Below are 19,702 nucleotides of genomic sequence, written 5' to 3' on the forward strand. Positions count from 1 at the left end.
GGAGTGTCTACAGGGTGCGGAACTGGCGGCTGGCGGAGATGGCCCCCGAGGTCGTCGTGGTGAACGTGCGCATCGACCCGGCGAACTTGGACAGGTCCCACTCCGCCGGCCCGTGGTACCAGTAGAGGTTGTCGGCCTGGTGGCCGTTGCCGGTCACCGAGGCCACCACCCGCGACCAGTGCTCGACCCCGTCGAAGATCACCGCGTACGGCAGGTAGCGCGAGAACAGCTCCACCCGGTGCTGCTCGGGCACCTCGCCGAGGTCGCCGGAGAACAGGTACTCGCGGAAGCCCATCGTGTGCGCGAGCGCGGCCGAGCCCTTGGCGGTCTTGGCCGGCATGTACTGGCCGCCGACGGCCAGCGCGCCGCCCGCGATGACCAGGGCCAGCCCCAGCAGCCCGTACGTGGTGAACCAGGCCAGCCCGACCGTGGCCAGCAGGCCCAGGCCGATCAGCACGACGCCGATCGTCGTCCACCGGGTGCGCTCGGTGTCGGGACGGCGGGCGAACCAGCCCTGCTCGACCACGTCGGTGTAGAGCGCGTCGCGCACCTTGCCCAGATGGCCGGCGAACGAGCCGGACAGCTGGGAGAGCAGCACCGCGTCGCGGCCGTCGAAGACCGCGTCGTACAAAGCGCGCTCGTACGTCAGCAGCGAGTTGACCGGCGCGTTCGGCAGCCTGACCAGCAGCCAGTCGGGGGCGTCGTAGGTCTGGCGGGGCTGCTCGTCGATCCGCAGGTAGCCCCGGACGGCCAGGTCGACGATCGTGGCGGTCACGTCGACCACGTCGGCCTGCTCGTCCACCAGCGTGCCGATCTGGCCGGGACGCACGCCGTCCGGCGGGGTGAAGTGCCCGTTCTGGATGGGATCGACCCCGCCCTTCTCGTGGCCCGCGACCCGGGCGTCCCGGCCGCGCGTCCAGTAGAGCAGGCCGACGCCGCCGAGCAGCAGTACGAGCAGGGCGGCCAGCGCGCCGCCGGTGACCAGGTCGAGGGTGAACGCCGAGGCCAGCGAGAAGCGGCGCTCCAGGATGGGCGCCCCGGAGCTGGAACCCTTGGGGTAGCCGACGACCACCGTCAGGGCCTGGCCCGCCGCGAGGTTGTCCTGCTCGAAGTCGGCCCGGGTGGCGGTGTGGTCCATCGAGGCCGAGGTGCAGCCGATCGCCGAGGTCAGGTCGCCGGCGAAGCACGACAGGTTCTGCACCTGGCCGGGCCCGCTGACCTGGACGGTCGCCTTGGTGACGGGGACGCTCCAGCCGCTGACGGCGAACCAGCGCAGCTCCTCGACCCCGCCGGAGGTGGTCACCGCGCCCTTGACGTCGTACTCGACGGTCTGGCCGGTCACGGTCAGGACGTCGCCGTCGAGCTTGCCGCCCTTGACGTTGGTGACCCGGTAGACGCGGTCGTTGTCGTCGTCGTAGCGGGTCTTGGTGAGCAGGGTGCGCTTGAGGCCGCCGGACGCCCCGGTGATCTTCTCGACCACGTGGAGAGTGCCGTCCTTGGCGAGCGTCATCGTCACCTGGTCCGTGATCCCGGCCTCCGCCGAGGCGGGGGTGGCCAGCAACGTCAGAGCGGTGGCTCCCAGGGCGGCCAATGTGAGTCTGAAACCCGTCATGGCGGGACATCGTAGCGGTTGCGGGTGTCAATCCAGGGTGATGGCGTCGGCCGCCCGGCGTACGCTCTCGGGCGAGGCGGCCATGCCCGGGTTCTCCAGGGCCAGAGCCTGGTTCAGGGCGACGTAGGGCCGCATGCGCCGCTCGTACCTGTCGAACGCCCCCTCGGCGGCCTGGCCCAGCTCCTCGGCCAGCACGTACGCCCCCACCAGGGCCAGGCTGGTGCCCTGCCCCGACAGTGGCGAGGGGCAGTGGGCGGCGTCGCCGATCAGCGCGACCCGGCCCTGCGACCAGCGGTCCATCTCCACCTGGGCCATGGCGTCGAAGTAGAAGTCGTCGGCCTGCCACATGGCCGCGAGCAGCTTGGGCGCCTCCCAGCGCAGCCCCGAGCAGTGCTCCTGGACCAGGCGCTTCTGCTGCTCGACGTCGCGGTGGTCGTAGTCGATCGGGCCCGCGGCGAAGCCCATGTTCACCTTCATCACCGCCGGCTCCCGGTCGCTGAACAGGCCGAACCCGGCCTCCCCCTCGCGGTGCCAGAGCTGCCAGTGGTCCAGGCCGAGGAAGTTGTCGGCGGTGTAGATGGAGACGTACATGCCGAGGTGCCGCAGGAAGCGCTGCTCCGGGCCGAACACCAGACGCCTGACGTTGGAGTGCAGGCCGTCGGCGCCGATCACGTGGTCGTAGCGTTCCCGGACGCCGCTGTCGAAGGTCACGTCCACGCCGTCGCCGTCCTGGGCGAGGGCGGCGATGGAGTCGCCGTAGCGGAAGGGGGCGTCGGTGACGGCGCCGACGATCGCGGTGAGGTCGTCGCGGGCGATCTCGACGTCCGGGCTGTCGAGCCGGCCGCCGCTGATCGTCTCCTCGGTGCTGCGCATGATCTCGTTGCCGTCGCCGTCGACCATGGACATGCCGCGCATGGTCGTCCGCGCGGCCCTGACCTGCTCCAGGATGCCCATACGGTCGGCCACGACCAGGGCGGCGCCGCGGAGGTCGACGGCCTGGCCGCCCTTGCGCGGGCGCGGCGCGCGCTCGACCAGCGTGACCTCGAAGCCGCGCCGCCGCAGCCAGTGAGCCAGGACGGGCCCACCGACGCTCGCTCCCGAGACCAGAACCTTCATGACGCGCTCCTTGCTGTTGACGTTGTACGCGGACTGAATGTACGTCGTACATACAGCAGCTCACAAGGGTTCACTGGTACGATCTGTACTAGTACAGAGAAAGGGTTGTGATGACCGCTCCGCCCTACGCGCGCATCGTCGAGGACATCAGGCGGCGCATCGCCGACGGCCGGCTCCGCCCCGGCGACCGGGTGCCCTCCACCAGGCAGCTCGCCCGCGACTGGGAGGTCGCGCTCGCCACGGCCGCCAAGGCGCTCACGGTCCTGGCCCAGGAGGGCGTGGTGGTCGCCGAGCCGCGCGTCGGCACGATCGTGGCCGAGATCCGCGGCGGCAGGGCGCGGCGGGCCCCCGTCCCGTCCGGCGACGACCTGACCCGCGACCGCATCGTGGCCGCGGCCGTCGAGATCGCCGACGCCGACGGCCTCGCCGAGCTGACCATGCGCGGCGTCGCGGGCCGCCTCGGCGTGGCCACCATGTCCCTCTACCGGCACGTCGGCGGCAAGGACGACCTGGTCATGCTCATGATCGACCACGTGATCAGGGAGTTCCCGCTGCCCGACCCGCCGCCCGACGGATGGCGGGCCAGGCTGGAGACCGCCGCCCGGGTGCAGTGGGCGGGCTACCGCACTCACCCGTGGATGGCCAGGGTCACGTCACTGACCAGGCCGCTGCCCTCGGCCAGCCTGATCGCCCACACCGAGTGGGTCATGCGCACGCTGGAGGGCTCGCCCCTCGATCCCGTCAGCAAGATGCACGTGCACACCCTGCTGTTCAGCTTCGTCCAGGGCCTGGCCGCCAACATCGAGATGGAGCAGCAGGCCCAGGCCGCGACCGGGCTGACCGCCGACGAGTGGATGACCAGCCGGGAGGGGGAGCTCCAGGCGCTGGCGGAGTCGGGGCGGCTGACCGCCTTCACCGGCGTCATCGAGGAGCTGGGCGGCGAGTTCGACCTCGACCTCGACCGGCTGTTCGCCTTCGGCCTCGACGCGCTGCTCGACGGGCTCGCCGGGCTGGTCGAGGGGCGCTAGTCGGAGATCGCGATGCGCAGCCGGCGGAAGCCGCGGCCCTTGCTCTCGATCTTGGCCACCCTGATGCGGCCGATCTGCTTGGTCGAGGCCACGTGGGTGCCGCCGTCGGCCTGCGTGTCGAGGCCCACGATGTCGACGACGCGCACGTCCTGGACGGCCTCGGGCACCAGGTTGCTGGCCGTGCGGATGATGTCGGGGATCTCGAACGCCTCCCGCCGCGGCAGCACGCGCACGTCGATGCGGCGGTCGGCGGCGATCTCGGCGTTGCACGCGTCCTCGACGGCCTCCTTGAAGCCGGGCGGCACCTCGGGCAGGTCGAAGTCCATGCGGGCGCTCAGCTCGTCCATGTTGCCGCCGGTGACCAGGCAGCCGTAGTCCCTGAACACCACGCCGCACAACACGTGCAGGCCCGAGTGCGTACGCATGAGCGCCGACCGCCGGGCATCGGCCACCGCTGCCTCGACCACTGTGCCGGCGGGCGGGATCGGGTCGCCTTCGGCGGGGATCAGGTAGAGATCGTCGCCTTTGCGCACCCCGACGATGCGCGTCTCCACGCCCTGCCAGACCAGAACTCCGTGATCGGCTGGCTGGCCGCCGCCGCCTGGATAGAATGCCGACCTGCTCAGCACGATCCCCTCAGGCGTCGCGTCCAGCACGACGGCTTCGAAATCCCGCAGGCTCTGGTCGGACAGTTCGAGCCGCTGCGTGCGTCCGTGGAGGTCGGCGGTCATATCGGCAGCCTAGTGCCCCGGGGTGATTATGCGTGGCCTGATGCTTCGAGGAAGAATCGCCCCGGTCGTCGCACTAATGGGGATATTTGCTGGAATTTCGGCATGTACGAGTGCGGTGGCCCGGACGCCGCCGCAGCGGGCGCCCGAGGCCGTCCCTCCCGCCCGTCCGGCGGTTCCCGTGATGATGTTCGTGGGCGACAGCTTCACCGTCGGATCCGGCCCGGTGCCGCCCTGGCGGACCTACGCCTCGGAGTCGGCGCGGCTGCTCGGCTGGCAGCCGGTCATCGCCGGCGCCGGCGGCACCGGCTATCTCAACGAGGGCAAGGTGGGCCGCACGTTCCGGCGGTCGTTCGAGGAGGAGCTGGCCTGGCGGCCGGCCCCCGACGTGCTGGTCATCTCCGGCGGCCACAACGACCAGCGCTGGAGCACCGGGCAGGTGCGCGCGGCCGCCGCCGCCCTGCTCGCCGAGGTGCGCCGCCGCTGGCCGGTCACCAAGGTCGTGATGGTCGGCCCGATCTGGCTGGAGGACACCCCGGCCAAGGCCTACCGGGTGCGCGACGCCCTGGCGGAGGTGGCGGACGCCGCGGGCGTGCCGTTCCTCGACCCGATGCGCCGGAAATGGGTGACCGGCAGGCCGTCGGAGACGGTGCTGCCCGACGGCGTGCATCCCACGTTCGCCGGGCACGAGCGCATCGCCGCGTGGCTGGCGGCGGAGCTGGCCTGATCCGGGCGGCGCCGGCCTACCAGGGGCCGTAGGGGCCGCTGTTGCCGCGGCCCATGCCCTTGACCGCGGGCTTGACGTCGACGATGTAGATCGTGGCGGCGATGACGGCCAGGATGGAGAACAGGCCGAGCCCGTTGAGGCCGATGAACCGGAAGCCGCCGATCAGCATGAAGTCGTTGAAGTAGCCCAGCGCGCCGCCGCCGGACAGCAGGGTCGCCAGCGCGAGGATGAGCACCCAGATCTTCTTCTGCAGCTTGCCCGCCGAGACGAACGCGTTGGTCGGCACGCGCGCCGCGTGCACCAGCGCGTAGACCGACATGCCGAAGATGACGGCGGCGAGCACCAGGAAAAGGAAGTTGAAAACGCCGTTGATCATATTCATGTTGCTGGCTCCACCCAACGCCGCGATGAAATCGGCCCCAGCCTAATAGGCGTCCCCGACAAGCGGGCACCGGAACAGGAACGGGCCCGCCTCCGAAGAGGCGGGCCCGCTCGCTCACTCAGGCCTTGGCCCGAGGCGTGCGCGTGGTCTTCTTGACGGGCTCGGCGACGGGCGGCTCGGCGGCCTCCGACACCTCCTCCAGCTCAAGGGCGGCCTCGCCGGTCGTCTTGCTGACGACCTTGCGGCCACGGGTGGCGAAGTCCTCGTAGACCTCGGTGGCCTTGCTGCTCAGCTGGTCGGCGTACTCGCGGGCCTTGTCCGGGAACTCGCGGACGAAGCCCTCGGCCTTGTCGGCGTACGCGCGGGTCTTCTCCGGCAGGTCCCTGGCCAGCTCCGAGCGGCGGGACTGGAGCTGACGCAGCTGCTCGGGCAGCTCGCGCAGCTTCTCGACGGCGAAGTCGCCGGCGCCGGCGAAGGCGTAGAACGGCTTGGAGTCGGTGAGCTTCTTGACCTCGGTGGCAAGCGTCATGGGTTAACCTTCCTTGGTTTCCTGGGTGACGGTCCCGTTGCCGGGGGAGGCCGCGTAGGGCTCAAGCGCGGCGAGATACTCCTCGGGCAGCGGCGGCTCGTCGTCCGCGGTGGAGTCGTGCTGAGGGCGGGCGTTCTGGGAGGTCTGCTCGCCCTCGGTGCGGTTCTCCTTGCGGAACGATTCATAGATGTCGATCAGCACCTGGCGCTGCCGCTCGGTGAGCAGCGTGTCGGCGTTGACCGCGGTGATCACGTCGCTCGGCGGCTCCCGGTCCTCGATGAGGCCGGCCTGCACGTAGAGCGCCTGCGAGGAGATGCGCAGACCCTTGGCGATCTGGTTGAGAATCTCCGCGCTCGGCTTGCGCAGCCCGCGCTCGATCTGGCTCAGGTAGGGGTTGGAGACCCCTGCCGCCTGCGCGAGCTGGCGCAGCGAGATCTTCGCCTGCTGCCGTTGCTCGCGGATGTATTCGCCGATCGAGCCGACCTTCGGTAGTGCCATACCCACAGTCTGCCGTCCCGTGCTTGCAATTGCAAACGGAACGGCTAACACCTGCAAGCAGTCAGAGCTGGTAGACCCACAGGAAGGGGGTGGTGGTGAGCAAGCTCACAGAGAGGGCGAGATAGCCGTACCGGACAAATGCTGACAATTCCGGCCCTGGCTTGATCAGACGGTCCACCCTGGCCATGACGTTGTGCGCGTGCACGCCGAGCATGCCCTGCGGGGTCGGCATGGCGCCGGCCGTACCGAACCTGAGCAGCGCGGTCGCGAGCCTGCGCGGCGAGCAGTAGCGGCGGGCGCGGTCGTCGGCGGCCATCTCGATCAGCAGCTCCACCTGTGCCTGCGCGTCGGCCACCACCTTCGACCAGGGCAGCGCCCGGCGCAGCGCGGCGAACGGCAGCAGCACCAGATCGTGCCGCTCGCGCACGTGGGCGGCCTCGTGCGCCAGCACGGCCGCCATCTCGTCCGGCGACAGCAGCTCAAGCGCGCCCGCGCTGACCACGACCTGCGAGCGCAACCCCGGCACGCAGTACGCCGCCGCGCTGGGATGGTCGAGCACCCGCACCCCCGGCACGCCCGGATCGTCGCGGGAGATCAGCGCGAGCAGCACGCGATGCCGCCGCCGCGCGCGCAACGCCTGCACGCCGGCCGTCAGCAGCACCACGACCAGCACCGCCAGCGACGTGAGACCGGCGATCATGGCCAGCACGTGCAGCGGGTCCCACGCCTCGACCGGCGTCTCGCCGCGGGCGAAGGCGATCAGCCCCGGCAGCACGCCCACGTTGTAGGGCAGGACCGCGTAGGCCAGCATGGCGCCGGTGGTGGCCAGGCCCCAGGCCACGCCCAGGGACTGCCAGACGATGATGGCGAGCCTCGGGGCACGGGAGGTCCACCGGGCCGTCGTGAAACGCCAGGAGCCGAGCGCGCACGCCGTCGCGAGCGCCGCTAGCACCGCTGCCGTGATCACTCTTCCTCCAGCTCCGTGAGAGCTCTCCGCAGGATCTCCGCCTCCGGGCCCGACACGGCCTGGGCGAAGCGGGTCAGGGCGGCCGATCGGTCGCCCGTCAGGTCCAACGCCTCAAGCATAAGCTCGGCGATGTAGGCGTCACGGCTCGCGGCCGGTTCGTAACGCCACGCGCGGCCGTCCCTGGTGCGCTCCAGGAAGCCCTTGCGCGTGAGGCGGTCGAGTACGGTCATCACCGTCGTGGGGGCGAGGTCGCGATCGGCAATGAGCCTGCCGACCTCGCGGGCGGTCAGCGGGTTGTGCTCCGCCCAGAGGATGTCCATGATGCTGCGCTCAAGCTCGCCAAGACCCTTCACGCCCTTCAGGGTAGCTCTACAGAGCGTCGAGCTGGCATCCGGGAGCGGCAAGTGGCGGCGCGGAACCCCGCCTGGCAGGCTCGGTGAGATGAATGTCACGTTGGTGCAGGGCGACATCACCGAGCAGCGGGCCGACGCGATCGTGAACGCGGCCAACTCCTCGTTGCTCGGCGGCGGGGGCGTCGACGGCGCCATCCACCGCCGCGGCGGGCCGGCGATCCTGGAGGAGTGCAGGCGGCTGCGCGCCGGACATTACGGCAAGGGCCTGCCGACCGGCCGGGCCGTCGCCACCACCGCCGGGCTGCTGCCGGCCCGCTGGGTGATCCACACGGTCGGGCCCGTCTACTCCAGGTCGCAGGACCGCTCCGACCTGCTGGCCTCCTGCCACCAGGAGTCGCTGCGGGTGGCGGACGAGCTGGGCGCGCGGACGGTGGCCTTCCCCGCGATCTCCACGGGCGTCTACGGCTGGCCGCTCGACGACGCCGCCCGCATCGCCGTCGCCGCCGTGCGCGCGGCCGGGACGTCGGTGGAGGAGGTCAGGTTCGTGCTGTTCGACACCGCCGCCTACGAGGTGTTCCTCGCACAGATCTCCCGATAGCCCGGATCCCGTCAGCTCTCCCGATGGCTCGGATCCCGTCAGCGCGGGTCAACCGCCGACCAGGGCAGCGTCAGCTCGCCGAGCCGCCAGCGGGCCGTGCCGCCGAGCGGCGGGCGCACCGCCACCGGCCACTGCCCGGCCAGCAGCCGCACGGACGCCAGCCAGCGCTGCCGCAGCCCGTGCACCCCGTAAGGGGCGCTGACCGCCCACGCGTGGTCGAAGTCGCGCAGGAACGCATGGATGCGCTCACCCGGCACGTTCCGGTGGATGAGGGTCTTCGGCAGCCGGTCGGCCAGGTCGGAAGGCCGCTCGAAGGCGTCGAACCGGGCGGAGAACGTCAGCGTGCGCGGGCCGTCGGGGGACAGGCCCACCCAGACCGCCCGCCGTCCGGTCTCGGAGCAGGTGCCCTCGACCAGCACGCCGCCGGGGGCCAGCTTGCCGCACAGCACGTCCCAGTAGTGCCACGCCTCCGCCTCGCCGTACTGGCGCAGCACGTTGAAGGCGCGGACCAGCGTCGGCGGGCGCGGGACGGGCAGCTCGAAGCCGCCGAGCGCGAAGCTCAGCCCCTCCCGCTCGTACGGCTTGGCCAGGGCCACCCTGGCCGGGTCGATCTCGATGCCGACCACCTCGACGTCGGGCGCGACCGCGCGCAACCGGGTGAACAGCTCAAGCGTGGTCGTGTGCGAGGCGCCGTAGCCGAGGTCGACGACGAGCGGGCGGACGGCGGCGCGCAGGGCCGGGCCGTGCACGGCGGCCGTCCAGCGGTCGACCCGGCGCAGCCGGTTGTGCCACGTCGTGCCGCGGGTGATCGCGCCGACCGGTCTGGCCATCGGGCTCAGCCGCCGCTGACGCGGTGCACCTTGTGCTGGGCGGCCTGGGCGCGCGGCCTGATCACCAGGCGGTCGATGTTGACGTGCGACGGGCGCGTCACGCACCAGGCGATGGCGTCGGCCACGTCGTCGGCGGACAGCGGGTCGGGGACGCCCTCGTACACGCGGGCGGCGGCCGTCTCGTCGCCGCGGAAGCGGGTGACCGCGAAGCCCTCGCTCTTGACCATGCCCGGCGCGATCTCGACCACCCGGACCGGCTGCCCGACCAGCTCCAGGCGGAGGGTCTCGGCCATCGCGGACTGGGCGTGCTTGGCCGCGCAGTAGCCGCCGCCGCCCTCGTAGGAGACCAGGGCGGCGGTCGAGGTCAGCATCACCAGCACGCCGTCGCCCGACTCCACGAGTTTGGGGATCAGCGCCTGGGTCATGCGTAGGGAGCCGAGTACGTTCGTGTCGTACATCTGCTGCCAGTCGTCCAGAAGGCCGTCCGTGACCGATTCCATGCCGAGCGCGCCACCGGCGTTGTTGACCAGCACGTCGCAGCGGTCGAGCGAGCCGACCAGCGCGTCAACCGACTCCTGAGAGGTCACGTCGAGCGTCACCGGCCTGATCGAGGGCACCTCCGCGGCCAGCTTGTCCAGCCGGTCGCGGCGTCGTGCGCCCGCCACCACCACGTAACCTTCAGCGGCGAGCCGCCGCGCGGTCGCCTCGCCGATCCCGCCGCTCGCGCCGGTCACCACTGCCGTTCTCTGCATGCCCCTCATCCTGCCAGGGCGGACGCGGTGCGAACCGCGGCAGGGAATGTCGAAAAAATTCGGATAGTTGTATTCCGCTTGGAGGTGATGTCGAGTGAGGCGACGACGGGTCAGCCGGGTCGCGACCATCAGCATGCACACATCGCCATTGGACCAGCCCGGCACGGGCGACGCCGGTGGGATGAACGTGTACATCGTCGAGTCGGCCAGGAGGCTGGCGCAACTCGGCGTGGAGGTGGAGATCTTCACCAGGGCCACCGCCCGCGACCAGCCACCCGTGGCCGAACTCGCCCCAGGCGTCCTGGTACGTCACCTGACGGCAGGGCCGTACGAGGAGATGGACCGCGCGGACCTTCCCGGGCAGCTGTGCGCCTTCCTGTCCGAGGTGCTGCGCACCGAGGCCATGTACGACCCCGGCCGCTACGACGTCATCCACTCCCACTACTGGCTGTCCGGGCAGGTCGGCTGGCTGGCCAAGGAGCGCTGGGGCGTGCCGCTCGTGCACACCATGCACACCATGGCCAAGGTCAAGAACCTGCTGCTCGCCCAGGACGACAAGCCGGAGCCGCAGGCCCGCGTGGTGGGCGAGGAACAGGTCGTGGAGATCGCCGACCGCCTCGTGGCCAACACCGCCGACGAGGCCCGCGAGCTCATCGACCTGTACGGCGCCGCCCCACAGCGCGTGGCCGTCGTGAACCCCGGCGTCAACCTCACCGTCTTCCAGCCCGCCTCGCAGGGCGCCGCCCGGCAGCGGCTCGGCCTGCCACAGGACGCCCGCGTGCTGCTGTTCGTCGGCCGCATCCAGCCGCTCAAGGCCCCCGACGTGCTGCTGCGCGCGGCCTCGCGCATGCTCATCGACGACCCCTCGCTGCGCGGCCGGCTGGTCGTCGCCTGCGTCGGCGGGCCGTCGGGCAACGGGCTCGCCCGGCCGTCCATCCTCACCGAACTGGCCGGTGAGCTGGGCATCTCCGACGTCGTCCGGCTCGTGCCGCCGGCCCCGCAGGAGGAACTGGCCGACTGGTACCGGGCGGCGGACGTGACGGTCGTGCCGTCCTACAGCGAGTCGTTCGGGCTCGTGGCCCTGGAGTCGCAGGCCTGCGGGACGCCGGTCGCCGCCGCGGCCGTGGGCGGGCTGCGCACCGCCGTCCACGACGGGGTCTCCGGCGTGCTGGTGGACGGGCACGACCCGGACGAATGGGCCCGCGTCCTGCACCGCCTGGTCACCCTGCCGGACTGGCGTGAGCAGTTGTCGCGGGGGGCGCGCACGCACGCGGCCGCCTTCGGCTGGCAGGCGACGGCGGGCCGGCTCATGGAGGTGTACGCGGGCGCCGTCGCGAACCTGCACAAGGTGCCCGTGGCGCTCAACTTCTAGCGGCTGGACGGCCTCACGTCGCGCGCTCCTAAGCTGTATCCCATGCGCGATGTCGTCGAAGCCGCGCTCAAGGCCGCGGACGTCTCCTACGACGAGCCGCGGCCCGGGGCGTTCCTGGTCAAGCTGCCCGGACAGCACAAGCTCGCCACCATGACCTGGCTGATCGTCGGCGAGCGGGTGCTGCACGTCGAGGCGTTCTTCTGCCGCCAGCCGGACGAGAACCACGAGGAGTTCTACCGCTGGCTCCTCGGCAAGAACGGCGCCATGTACGGCGTGCACTTCTCCCTCGACCCCGTCGGCGACGTCTACCTGGTCGGCCGGGTGCCGCTGGCCGCCGTCAGCGAGGAGGAGGTCGACCGGCTGCTCGGCTGCGTGCTGACGTACGCCGACGACTGGTTCGACCGGGCGCTGGAGCTGGGCTTCGCCTCCTCCATCAGGCGGGAGTGGGAGTGGCGTGCCAAACGCGGCGAATCCCTGGCCAACCTGCAGGCTTTCGCCCGATTCGCCGACCCCGGGCAGTGACCTGCCGGCGCTCCGGGCGGCGGCCATAGGATTGGCCGCATGGCGACTTTGGTGCTGCTACGGCACGGTGAGAGCGACTGGAACGCGAAGGGCCTGTTCACCGGTTGGGTGGACGTCAGCCTGTCGGCCAAGGGCGAGGACGAGGCCCGGCGCGGCGGCCGGCTCCTGCAGGAGGCCGGTCTGCGGCCCGACGTCCTGCACACCAGCCTCCTGACCCGGGCCATCCAGACGGCCCAGCTCGCCCTGGGCGAGGCCGACCTGCTCTGGCTCCCGGTCAAGCGCAGCTGGCGGCTGAACGAACGCCACTACGGGGCCCTGCAGGGCAAGAACAAGGCCCAGACGCGTGAGGAGTTCGGCGACGAGCAGTTCATGCTCTGGCGCCGCTCGTACGACGTGCCGCCGCCGCCCATCGCCGACGACGACGAGTACTCCCAGGCCGGCGACCCCCGTTACGCCCTCCTGCCGCCGGAGCTCATGCCACGCACGGAGTGCCTGAAGGACGTCGTCGACCGCATGCTCCCGTACTGGTACGACGAGATCGTCCCCGACCTGGCCGCGGGGCGCACGGTCCTGGTGACCGCGCACGGCAACTCGCTGAGGGCCCTGGTCAAGCACCTCGACGGCATCGGCGACGACGACATCGCCGGGCTCAACATCCCCACGGGGATCCCGCTGGCGTACGAGCTGGACGCCGACTTCAAGCCGCAGGTGCGCGGCGGGCGCTACCTCGACCCGGAGGCCGCCAAGGCCGCCATCGAAGCAGTGGCCAACCAGGGCCGCTGACCCCACAGCCCTTCGGGCGCGCGAGGGGACTCTCCCGTCCCCTCGTGCTCTCCCGGCCTGGGCCTGCGTGCGCCCTCGTGACGTGTCGGGACGACGGTGCCTGCGCCGGAGCGTGGATGATCGATCTGAAGGACGGGAGATTGCGAGCATCCGGTCGCGGATTTCCCTAGGCTGAGCCTGAAGGGAGAGGACTCTGATGGAACCGCGCGACCACGTTCCACGTAGTGGGCTGATCAGCGACTTCCGCTATGTCACCCCCCTGTACAGCAAGAGCCAGGCGGCAGACCTGATCGGCGTTCCGCGTGAATCCTTCCGCAACTGGTCCGTCGGCTACGCGTACAAGCGGATGGACGGCGTCACGGTGGCGGTCGAGCCCCTGGTGACGACCGCCGGCGCACAGGGGCCGACCGTGCCGTTCGTCGGTCTGGCCGAGGCGTACATGCTGGCCGCCTTCCGCAGGGCAGACGTTCCGATGCGGCGCATCAGGCCGGCCATTCGCTGGCTTGAGGAGAACATCGGGCTGGAGCAGGCGCTGGCCAGCGAGCGGCTGATGACCGACGGCGCTGAGGTGCTGTGGGACTTCAGGGAGCACACCGACGATCCCGTGGAGCGCGAGGCGGTCGACGGGCTGGTCGTGGTACGCAGCGGTCAGCAGGTGTTCCGGCCGATCGTCCGTGACTACCTGCGACGCGTCACTTACGTGGACGGTTGGATGAAAGTGATCCAGCTTCCGGGCTACGACCGCGTGGCGGTCACGGTCGACTCCTGGATCAACGGCGGTCAGCCGACCGTCGCCCGACGAGGCGTCCGTGTCGCCGACGTGCTCAACCGCCTGCGGGCCGGTGAGGACAGCCGAGAAGTGGCCGAGGACTACGACCTCCAAGTGGACGAGGTCGAAGGTCTTCTGCCGCAGGCGGCGTGAGAGGAAGGCATGACGGACGATGCGCGCGCCTCCGGGTTCACCTTCTTCCTGGACCGCGGATTAGGCTCCCGCATCGTCCCCCAAGCCCTGCGCGAGGCCGGCTGGGTCCTGGAAACGATGGATGAGCGCTACGGGGCGGACGCCTCCCAACGCATCGCTGACGTTCAGTGGATCGAAGAAGCCACGATTCGCGGCGACATCCTGTTGTGCAAGGACCTTGCAATCACCCGGAACCTGGTGGAAGCGCGCGTCATCTACACGAGCGGCGCGCGCATATTCGCGCTGGCGAACGCCAGGATGGTCGGGAAGGAGATGGCAGCGGCCTTCCTCGGCAACGAGGCTCAGATCGTCCATGTCGTGAGGCGGGTGATCGAGCCGTTCGTTTTCGCGGTCGGTCACGAGGGGCTGCGGCGAGCCCGATTGCGCTATCCCGTCGATGGGGCGTGACCACGAAAACTGTTAGGTGCCGGTCTCGATGCTGTGTCGAGATGCAGCCGTGCAGCGGCCGACGCCGCCCTTCTTGAGGGCGGATCGGCGCTGTCATACCAGCGTCACCTGCCTGGACGTCCGCGATGGGCGAGGGCTTGGGGCTGGGGGGCGGGGGCGAGGAAGGTATGTCACTGATGCCGGACACTGAAATGTGTGGGCCGGCTTGGGGCGAGGTGCCTATGCTTTCGGGGATGTGAGCACCTCTGCCAGAGCTGAGCGCTCCTGCCCCCTTCCGTCCGCCGGGGAAGCCCGCGTTCCGGGCGGGACGGTCTGACGTGCCGACGTGGGAGCCCCATGTGTCGCGCGGGCTCGTACGCGTGGTCGAAGCGTCCTGTTGCGAGGAGTACGTCCTGTGCTTCGAGGCGGCGCAGTTCTTCGTGCGGCGGGTCACCGAGCGCGGGGACCACGAGGAGACCGCCAGGGGCCCGTACGCCCGTGCCGCCGCGGTCTGGGCCGAGCTGGCGCGGCGGCATGTGTGCAGGAGCCGGCAGGCGGCCTCCTGACGTCGACCGAGGAGCGGGCGCGGCCCGTCAGTCGGACGTCGGGCGCAGGACGAGGGTGACGAACCCGAAGACGTCCCGGTAGACGCGCAGCCACTCGGCGCGGTGGGTGTCGGCCGTCGTGAGGGCCTCGCACCTGTCCGGATGGTCGGGGTTGTCCAGAGCCCAGGACGCCAGCGAGCCCGTCCAGGCCCATTCGTAGTCGTCGAGCTCCTGGCGGGTGCTGATGTGGCCGTGCACCGGCGTCCAGCCGTCGGCGGTGACGCGGTCCATCAGGGCCGGCAGGCCGGTGAGCTCGCCCAGCATCTCCACCGCCTCGGCGGACGGCTCCCCGGCCCAGAAACCGTCGCCGACCAGGACGCGCCCGCCGGGGGCCAGGTGCTCGCGCGCCGCCGCGAGCGTGGGCGGCAGGCCGCCGAACGCGTGCGTCGCCCCGACGCTGATCACCAGGTCGAACGCGTGCGGCGAGGTGAACTCGGCGGCGTCCGCACGATGGAGGACGAGCCGGTCGTGGACGCCGAGCGCCTCCGCGCTCTCGCGGGCGTGCGCCAGCGAGCCCTCGGCGATGTCCACGCCCTCCGCCTGCAGCTTGGGACGCGTGCCCAGCGCGCGCAGCAGCCACTCCCCGCCGCCGCAGCCGAGGTCGAGCACGCGTGAGCCGCCCTGGGGGAGGGCGCGGTCGAGAAGGCGGCGCACCGAGTCGTCGTCGAGCGGAGCCGCGATCGGATGGTCCGCGTGGGCGAGTCGGGAGATCTGTTCACGATTCACCGGCGGAGCCTGCCACATGCGCAGACGTCACCGCATCCGCTTTTGGCCAGGAGACAGGGCGCTTGGCGGGCGTCTGTCGCTGCTTGCCGCTGTTCGTCCCGCCGGATCGCCCCTTGCCCGGCCGGGGACGTGCGAAGCGGGCGGCCCCCCGACAGGTGCCGCCCGCTGCGTCCGGGTGAAGAGCTCGCCTCCGGGAGGCCGTCAGCTGGGACGGGAGCCGGTGACCAGGTAGACGACGTCCCGCGCCACCCGCACCGCGTGGTCGGCGTACCGCTCGTAGTACCGGCCGATCAGTGTGATGTCGATCGCCGGCTCCACGCCGTGCTGCCAGTCCTTGGCCAGGATGTTGCGGAACAGCCGGCGGTGCAGCCGGTCCATCGCGTCGTCGTCCTCCTCCAGCTCAAGGGCCGACTCAACGTCCCTGGAGGCCACGCAGCTCCCGGCCTTGGTGACCAGGTTCTCGGCGATCTGCCCCATTTCCACGATGGTCGAGCGAGTCTCGGGCGGAATCGCCGAGTCGGGGTGCCGCAGCCGGGCCACCTTGGCCACGTGGACGGCGAGGTCGCCCATGCGTTCGAGGTCGGTGCCCATGCGCAGCGCCGTGATGACCATTCGCAGGTCCACCGCGACCGGCTGCTGCCTGGCCATCAGCTCGAAGATCGACGTCTCGATGTCGGCGAAGAGGGCGTTCACCTCCTGGTCGCGGGAGATGACGCTCTCGGCGAGCTGGAGGTCGGCGTCGAGGAGGGCCGTGGTGGCACGGGAGATGGCCGAGCGGACCAGCCTCGTCATCTCGACCAGCTTGCCCGTCAGGAGATCAAGTTCTTCATGGTACGCGTCGCGCATGTCGTCACCGTACGTGCCACTCGATGAACGAACCTCTACTGCGAGATGAACTTTCCAGGAAAGGGCCGTTCATCCGCAGGTGAGAGGTCTGTCCCTTGGGCTTCGCCACCTACCATCGGAGGCATGAGTGAGATGGCCATGAGCTTCGCGGCCCTGGCCGGGTTCGTCGTGGGAGCCCTGGCGGTCCTGTTCTACCGGAACCAGATCGAGGCTCCGAAGAGGACCGATTCAGCCGACGGCGTCGAGACCGGAGCGGCGCTGCCGCAGGGCGTGGCCTCCGTGCTCGCCGTGCTCCCCTCGTCCGCCGTCGTGCTCGACGCGCACGACCGCGTGCTGCGCGCCAGCTCGGCCGCGCGCGCGTTCGGGCTGGTCAAGGGCGACAGGCTGATGGCCGCGGAGCTGCTCGCACTGGCAAGACAGGTACGCCGCGACGGCGAGATCCGCGAGAGCGAGATCGACGTCGCCGGCCACAAGTTCGGCCAGGAGACGACGAACTTCGCCGTCCGCGTCGCCCCCCTCGGCTCCTACGGCCAGGTGCTGGTGCTGGCCGAGGACCAGACCGAGCGGCGCAGGGTCGAGGCGGTGCGCCGCGATTTCGTCGCCAACGTCAGCCACGAGCTGAAGACCCCCGTGGGCGCGCTGAGCCTGCTGGCCGAGACCATCCAGGACGCCGCCGACGACCCCGAGGCGGTCACCCGCTTCGCCGGGCGCATGCAGCACGAGGCCGCCCGGCTCACCTACCTGGTCCAGGACCTGATCACGCTGAGCAGGATCCAGGGCGCCGAGCCCATCCCCACCCCGGGCCAGGTCGCCATCGACGAGGCCGTCCACGACGCCATCGACCACTGCAACACCAAGGCGGTGGCCAAGGACATCACGCTGGTCACCGGCGGCACCGAGGGCCTGCGCATCTGGGGCGACGACGAGCTGCTCGTCACCGCCCTGCGCAACCTCATCGACAACGCCGTCGCCTACAGCCCCGAGCACACGCGGGTCGTGGTCAGCGTCCGTCCGGCCGGCGACTCCGTCGAGATCAGCGTCAGCGACCAGGGCATCGGCATCCCCGAGGAGTCTCTGGAGCGCATCTTCGAGCGCTTCTTCCGCGTCGACGCGGCCAGGTCACGGGCGACCGGCGGCACCGGGCTCGGCCTGGCCATCGTCAAGCACGTCGCCGCGGCCCACGCGGGCGAGGTGTCCGTCTGGAGCAAGGAAGGCTCCGGCTCCACCTTCACCCTCCGTCTGCCCGCCTTCGGCGGCACGGCGGTGGCAGTACCACCCTCGATTCCCCTGGAGACCGCAAAATGACCAGAGTTCTAGTGGTTGAGGATGAGGAGTCCTTCTCCGACGCCTTGTCCTACATGCTGCGCAAGGAGGGCTTCGAGGTGTCGGTCGCGGCGACCGGGCCCGAGGCGCTCGACACGTTCGACCGCAACGGCGCGGACCTCGTGCTGCTCGACCTGATGCTGCCCGGCCTGCCGGGCACCGAGGTGTGCCGCTCGCTGCGGCAGCGCTCGAAGGTGCCGGTCATCATGCTGACCGCCAAGGACAGCGAGATCGACAAGGTCGTGGGCCTGGAGCTGGGCGCCGACGACTACGTGACCAAGCCGTTCTCCTCGCGGGAGCTGGTGGCCCGCATCCGCGCGGTGCTGCGCCGTCAGGGCGACGTGGTGGAGGAGCTGGAGACGGCCGTCCTGGCCGTGGGCCCGGTGCGCATGGACGTCGACCGCCACGTCGTCGCGGTGCGCGGCGCGCAGGTGCAGCTGCCGCTGAAGGAGTTCGAGCTGCTGGAGGTGCTGCTGCGCAACGCCGGCCGGGTGCTCACCCGCGGCCAGCTCATCGACCGCGTCTGGGGCGCCGACTACGTGGGCGACACCAAGACGCTCGACGTCCACGTCAAGCGCCTGCGGGCCAAGATCGAGGCGGACCCGTCGAACCCGCGCTGCATCCTCACCGTGCGCGGCCTGGGCTACAAGTTCGACGCCGCCGAGGAGTGAACGACCCTTGTTCTGGTACGTGGGTTCGTACCAGAACAAGGGTTCTCTCATGCCGTCAGTGGGCCTCTTCGGTGGCCGTCGGGGTGGGCGACGCCGAGGGCGTCGCGACCGGGGTGGCGTTGGGGGCGGCGGGGTAGTCCTTGAACTCACGGCTGCGCGTGACCACAGGGACGGTCAGGGTCACTGTCCCGGCGTTGGCGAACTGGAGGTCCAGACGCACGCTCTCGCCGCCTCTGAGGCTCGTGGAGATGCTCTCCAGCATCAGCTGGGGCTGCGGCTTGCCGGTGTTGACGAGCTGGTTGGGGGGAAGCTGGATCGGCGCGGCGACCTTCACGGACCCCACCGAGCCCGCGGAGACGGCCTGGAGCGTGTCGGCGGCGCCCGCGGTGTTGAGGATGTTCAGGTAGATCGGGGCTGAACCGCGCCACGGGAGCTGGGCGCCGGAGTCGGGGCCGAGGATGAACGCCTGCGGGATGTGAATGCCGCGCGTGCCATAAGCACCCTGGTCGATGAGTGCGACCGCCTCGTTCGGGGCGTACGGCTTGTTGGTGTTGGCGTCGAATCCTGCCCCGCAGCCCGCGAGCACGGGGGCTGCCAAGAACGCGGCGGCTACGACAATCCAGCGACGGCTGGTCACGTGCGGGTTCTCCTTGCTCTTGCGCGGTATGGCGCATGGGGTGTTGGGCAGCGCCTACCATATCCACCTGAATCCATGGTCATATCCGCACCCCTGCAGGTCATTCGCTATGTCCGGAAATGCGATTCATACGGTCGAGGACTTGTCAAGCCCCAATATGCGGCTTTGACCTGCAGTTATGAGGATTTCACTGTTCCGGGAGCCTGTGGATGCGTGGTACCCTGGAGTACAGCGGAAGGGGTACTTGTCACATGACTTTCCAGGTCGGCGACACTGTCGTCTACCCCCACCATGGGGCTGCTCGGATCGAAGCAATCACGAAGCGATCCATCAAGGGTGAGGAAAAGACCTACCTGGTGCTCAAGGTCGACAAGGGCGACCTTACCGTCCAGGTGCCAGCAGAAAACGCGGAACTCGTCGGTGTGCGCGACGTCGTCGGCCAGGAAGGCCTTGAGCGGGTTTTCGATGTTCTTCGGATGCCGCACACGGAAGAGCCGACCAACTGGTCGCGCCGTTACAAGGCCAATCTGGAGAAGCTCGCCTCCGGCGATGTGAACAAGGTTGCGGAGGTGGTTCGCGACCTGTGGCGTCGCGACCGCGAGCGCGGCCTGTCAGCGGGCGAGAAGCGCATGCTCGCGAAGGCTCGTCAGATCCTCGTCAGCGAGCTCGCGCTCGCCGAGAAGACCAATGAGGACAAGGCTGAGGCCCTGCTCGACGAGGTTCTCAACTCCTGAACACGAATCTTCCAC

At 70.4% G+C, this 19,702-nt stretch carries 25 protein-coding genes; 12 read left to right on the forward strand and 13 right to left on the reverse strand.

The features are described from left to right. Positions 1–7 precede the first annotated feature (7 nt). Entirely contained in the window at positions 8–1,612 is a 1,605-nt protein-coding gene (locus ACWCSD_RS03135) for a DUF2207 domain-containing protein (protein ID WP_387679371.1), read from the reverse strand. 27 nt (positions 1,613–1,639) lie between these two features. After that, complete coding sequence (locus ACWCSD_RS03140; RefSeq protein ID WP_397154086.1) at positions 1,640–2,728, reverse strand: FAD-dependent monooxygenase; 1,089 nt, start codon at positions 2,726–2,728, stop codon at positions 1,640–1,642. Between the two features lie 110 nt (positions 2,729–2,838). Between ACWCSD_RS03140 and ACWCSD_RS03145 the strand changes: the two genes are divergently transcribed. Next, positions 2,839–3,756 carry a TetR/AcrR family transcriptional regulator C-terminal domain-containing protein gene (locus ACWCSD_RS03145; RefSeq protein ID WP_397154084.1) on the forward strand — a complete coding sequence of 306 codons (918 nt, stop codon included), beginning with the start codon at positions 2,839–2,841 and terminating at the stop codon, positions 3,754–3,756. Here the strand turns inward: ACWCSD_RS03145 and ACWCSD_RS03150 are convergent. Then, on the reverse strand, positions 3,753–4,487 hold the full coding sequence (locus tag ACWCSD_RS03150; protein ID WP_358289322.1) for an alanyl-tRNA editing protein: 735 nt from the start codon (positions 4,485–4,487) through the stop codon (positions 3,753–3,755). The genes ACWCSD_RS03145 and ACWCSD_RS03150 overlap by 4 nt on opposite strands. A gap of 115 nt (positions 4,488–4,602) precedes the next feature. On the opposite strand from ACWCSD_RS03150, the gene ACWCSD_RS03155 reads away from it, so the two are divergent. Then, a complete protein-coding gene (locus tag ACWCSD_RS03155; RefSeq protein ID WP_387679360.1) occupies positions 4,603–5,211 on the forward strand; it encodes an SGNH/GDSL hydrolase family protein in 609 nt (202 codons plus the stop codon). Positions 5,212–5,227: 16 nt separating this feature from the next. Here the strand turns inward: ACWCSD_RS03155 and ACWCSD_RS03160 are convergent, their stop codons facing one another. The 5 genes from ACWCSD_RS03160 to ACWCSD_RS03180 form a co-directional block, all read right to left on the reverse strand. Then, positions 5,228–5,587, reverse strand: coding sequence for a DUF2516 family protein (locus ACWCSD_RS03160; protein ID WP_352319719.1), 360 nt, complete (start codon positions 5,585–5,587; stop codon positions 5,228–5,230). Between the two features lie 124 nt (positions 5,588–5,711). Further along, entirely contained in the window at positions 5,712–6,122 is a 411-nt protein-coding gene (locus ACWCSD_RS03165; RefSeq protein WP_352355475.1) for a hypothetical protein, read from the reverse strand. A 3-nt stretch (positions 6,123–6,125) separates the two neighbouring features. Then, a complete protein-coding gene (locus ACWCSD_RS03170) occupies positions 6,126–6,620 on the reverse strand; it encodes a helix-turn-helix domain-containing protein (protein WP_352355473.1) in 495 nt (164 codons plus the stop codon). A gap of 61 nt (positions 6,621–6,681) precedes the next feature. Continuing rightward, the gene (locus ACWCSD_RS03175; protein WP_397154079.1) at positions 6,682–7,587 is read right to left on the reverse strand and encodes a M56 family metallopeptidase; all 906 of its coding nucleotides are present in this window, start codon (positions 7,585–7,587) and stop codon (positions 6,682–6,684) included. Continuing rightward, the gene (locus tag ACWCSD_RS03180) at positions 7,584–7,940 is read right to left on the reverse strand and encodes a BlaI/MecI/CopY family transcriptional regulator (protein ID WP_352319711.1); all 357 of its coding nucleotides are present in this window, start codon (positions 7,938–7,940) and stop codon (positions 7,584–7,586) included. The genes ACWCSD_RS03175 and ACWCSD_RS03180 overlap by 4 nt, the downstream gene beginning before the upstream one ends. Positions 7,941–8,028: 88 nt before the next feature. Between ACWCSD_RS03180 and ACWCSD_RS03185 the strand changes: the two genes are divergently transcribed. After that, positions 8,029–8,538 (forward strand): O-acetyl-ADP-ribose deacetylase, encoded by a 510-nt coding sequence (locus tag ACWCSD_RS03185; protein ID WP_397154076.1) that lies wholly within the window; start codon positions 8,029–8,031, stop codon positions 8,536–8,538. Positions 8,539–8,576: 38 nt separating this feature from the next. Here ACWCSD_RS03185 and ACWCSD_RS03190 read toward each other — a convergent pair whose 3' ends face one another. Together ACWCSD_RS03190 and ACWCSD_RS03195 are read right to left on the reverse strand one after the other, a co-directional pair. Then, entirely contained in the window at positions 8,577–9,368 is a 792-nt protein-coding gene (locus ACWCSD_RS03190; RefSeq protein ID WP_449912731.1) for a class I SAM-dependent methyltransferase, read from the reverse strand. Positions 9,369–9,373: 5 nt separating this feature from the next. Continuing rightward, complete coding sequence (locus ACWCSD_RS03195; RefSeq protein WP_358289304.1) at positions 9,374–10,120, reverse strand: SDR family NAD(P)-dependent oxidoreductase; 747 nt, start codon at positions 10,118–10,120, stop codon at positions 9,374–9,376. Between the two features lie 94 nt (positions 10,121–10,214). Here ACWCSD_RS03195 and mshA point away from each other — a divergent pair, with 94 nt between their 5' ends. The 6 genes from mshA (at position 10,215) to ACWCSD_RS03225 (ending at position 14,711) form a co-directional block, all read left to right on the forward strand. Further along, positions 10,215–11,492, forward strand: a complete 1,278-nt coding sequence (gene mshA, locus ACWCSD_RS03200; protein ID WP_358289301.1) for a D-inositol-3-phosphate glycosyltransferase — start codon at positions 10,215–10,217, stop codon at positions 11,490–11,492. 42 nt (positions 11,493–11,534) lie between these two features. After that, positions 11,535–12,014: a type III secretion system chaperone family protein gene (locus ACWCSD_RS03205; protein WP_357967206.1), complete on the forward strand. Its 480-nt coding sequence runs from the start codon at positions 11,535–11,537 to the stop codon at positions 12,012–12,014. 39 nt (positions 12,015–12,053) lie between these two features. Beyond that, entirely contained in the window at positions 12,054–12,797 is a 744-nt protein-coding gene (locus ACWCSD_RS03210; RefSeq protein ID WP_352355458.1) for a phosphoglyceromutase, read from the forward strand. Positions 12,798–12,993: 196 nt separating this feature from the next. Next, positions 12,994–13,719 carry a DUF433 domain-containing protein gene (locus ACWCSD_RS03215; RefSeq protein WP_397154071.1) on the forward strand — a complete coding sequence of 242 codons (726 nt, stop codon included), beginning with the start codon at positions 12,994–12,996 and terminating at the stop codon, positions 13,717–13,719. Between the two features lie 9 nt (positions 13,720–13,728). After that, positions 13,729–14,166, forward strand: coding sequence for a PIN-like domain-containing protein (locus ACWCSD_RS03220; protein ID WP_397154069.1), 438 nt, complete (start codon positions 13,729–13,731; stop codon positions 14,164–14,166). Positions 14,167–14,504: 338 nt separating this feature from the next. Next, positions 14,505–14,711, forward strand: coding sequence for a hypothetical protein (locus ACWCSD_RS03225; RefSeq protein WP_352319699.1), 207 nt, complete (start codon positions 14,505–14,507; stop codon positions 14,709–14,711). Positions 14,712–14,738: 27 nt separating this feature from the next. Here the strand turns inward: ACWCSD_RS03225 and ACWCSD_RS03230 are convergent, their stop codons facing one another. Continuing rightward, positions 14,739–15,476: an SAM-dependent methyltransferase gene (locus ACWCSD_RS03230; protein WP_397154067.1), complete on the reverse strand. Its 738-nt coding sequence runs from the start codon at positions 15,474–15,476 to the stop codon at positions 14,739–14,741. Positions 15,477–15,677: 201 nt separating this feature from the next. Beyond that, on the reverse strand, positions 15,678–16,322 hold the full coding sequence (phoU, locus tag ACWCSD_RS03235; protein ID WP_352355448.1) for a phosphate signaling complex protein PhoU: 645 nt from the start codon (positions 16,320–16,322) through the stop codon (positions 15,678–15,680). A 132-nt stretch (positions 16,323–16,454) separates the two neighbouring features. Here phoU and ACWCSD_RS03240 point away from each other — a divergent pair, with 132 nt between their 5' ends. Both ACWCSD_RS03240 and ACWCSD_RS03245 read left to right on the forward strand, forming a co-directional pair. Next, complete coding sequence (locus ACWCSD_RS03240; protein WP_387679874.1) at positions 16,455–17,627, forward strand: sensor histidine kinase; 1,173 nt, start codon at positions 16,455–16,457, stop codon at positions 17,625–17,627. Then, the gene (locus tag ACWCSD_RS03245; RefSeq protein ID WP_352355444.1) at positions 17,624–18,316 is read left to right on the forward strand and encodes a response regulator transcription factor; all 693 of its coding nucleotides are present in this window, start codon (positions 17,624–17,626) and stop codon (positions 18,314–18,316) included. The genes ACWCSD_RS03240 and ACWCSD_RS03245 overlap by 4 nt, the downstream gene beginning before the upstream one ends. A gap of 55 nt (positions 18,317–18,371) precedes the next feature. Here the strand turns inward: ACWCSD_RS03245 and ACWCSD_RS03250 are convergent, their stop codons facing one another. After that, a complete protein-coding gene (locus ACWCSD_RS03250; RefSeq protein ID WP_397154064.1) occupies positions 18,372–18,953 on the reverse strand; it encodes a copper chaperone PCu(A)C in 582 nt (193 codons plus the stop codon). Positions 18,954–19,204: 251 nt separating this feature from the next. Here ACWCSD_RS03250 and ACWCSD_RS03255 point away from each other — a divergent pair, with 251 nt between their 5' ends. Then, positions 19,205–19,687: a CarD family transcriptional regulator gene (locus ACWCSD_RS03255; RefSeq protein WP_043624891.1), complete on the forward strand. Its 483-nt coding sequence runs from the start codon at positions 19,205–19,207 to the stop codon at positions 19,685–19,687. Positions 19,688–19,702 lie beyond the last annotated feature (15 nt).

This window comes from Nonomuraea sp. NPDC001684 (assembly GCF_053596515.1).

Coding starts and splice junctions, on each gene's coding strand:
- ACWCSD_RS03170 (WP_352355473.1), bottom strand. CDS start 6,620: ATGGCACTACCGAAGGTCGGCTCGATCGGCGAATACATCCGCGAGCAA.
- ACWCSD_RS03210 (WP_352355458.1), top strand. CDS start 12,054: ATGGCGACTTTGGTGCTGCTACGGCACGGTGAGAGCGACTGGAACGCG.
- ACWCSD_RS03215 (WP_397154071.1), top strand. CDS start 12,994: ATGGAACCGCGCGACCACGTTCCACGTAGTGGGCTGATCAGCGACTTC.
- ACWCSD_RS03150 (WP_358289322.1), bottom strand. CDS start 4,487: ATGACCGCCGACCTCCACGGACGCACGCAGCGGCTCGAACTGTCCGAC.
- ACWCSD_RS03190 (WP_449912731.1), bottom strand. CDS start 9,368: ATGGCCAGACCGGTCGGCGCGATCACCCGCGGCACGACGTGGCACAAC.
- ACWCSD_RS03140 (WP_397154086.1), bottom strand. CDS start 2,728: ATGAAGGTTCTGGTCTCGGGAGCGAGCGTCGGTGGGCCCGTCCTGGCT.
- ACWCSD_RS03185 (WP_397154076.1), top strand. CDS start 8,029: ATGAATGTCACGTTGGTGCAGGGCGACATCACCGAGCAGCGGGCCGAC.
- ACWCSD_RS03160 (WP_352319719.1), bottom strand. CDS start 5,587: ATGATCAACGGCGTTTTCAACTTCCTTTTCCTGGTGCTCGCCGCCGTC.
- ACWCSD_RS03195 (WP_358289304.1), bottom strand. CDS start 10,120: ATGCAGAGAACGGCAGTGGTGACCGGCGCGAGCGGCGGGATCGGCGAG.
- ACWCSD_RS03220 (WP_397154069.1), top strand. CDS start 13,729: ATGACGGACGATGCGCGCGCCTCCGGGTTCACCTTCTTCCTGGACCGC.
- ACWCSD_RS03240 (WP_387679874.1), top strand. CDS start 16,455: ATGGCCATGAGCTTCGCGGCCCTGGCCGGGTTCGTCGTGGGAGCCCTG.
- phoU (WP_352355448.1), bottom strand. CDS start 16,322: ATGCGCGACGCGTACCATGAAGAACTTGATCTCCTGACGGGCAAGCTG.
- ACWCSD_RS03245 (WP_352355444.1), top strand. CDS start 17,624: ATGACCAGAGTTCTAGTGGTTGAGGATGAGGAGTCCTTCTCCGACGCC.
- ACWCSD_RS03255 (WP_043624891.1), top strand. CDS start 19,205: ATGACTTTCCAGGTCGGCGACACTGTCGTCTACCCCCACCATGGGGCT.
- ACWCSD_RS03145 (WP_397154084.1), top strand. CDS start 2,839: ATGACCGCTCCGCCCTACGCGCGCATCGTCGAGGACATCAGGCGGCGC.
- ACWCSD_RS03205 (WP_357967206.1), top strand. CDS start 11,535: ATGCGCGATGTCGTCGAAGCCGCGCTCAAGGCCGCGGACGTCTCCTAC.
- ACWCSD_RS03135 (WP_387679371.1), bottom strand. CDS start 1,612: ATGACGGGTTTCAGACTCACATTGGCCGCCCTGGGAGCCACCGCTCTG.
- ACWCSD_RS03165 (WP_352355475.1), bottom strand. CDS start 6,122: ATGACGCTTGCCACCGAGGTCAAGAAGCTCACCGACTCCAAGCCGTTC.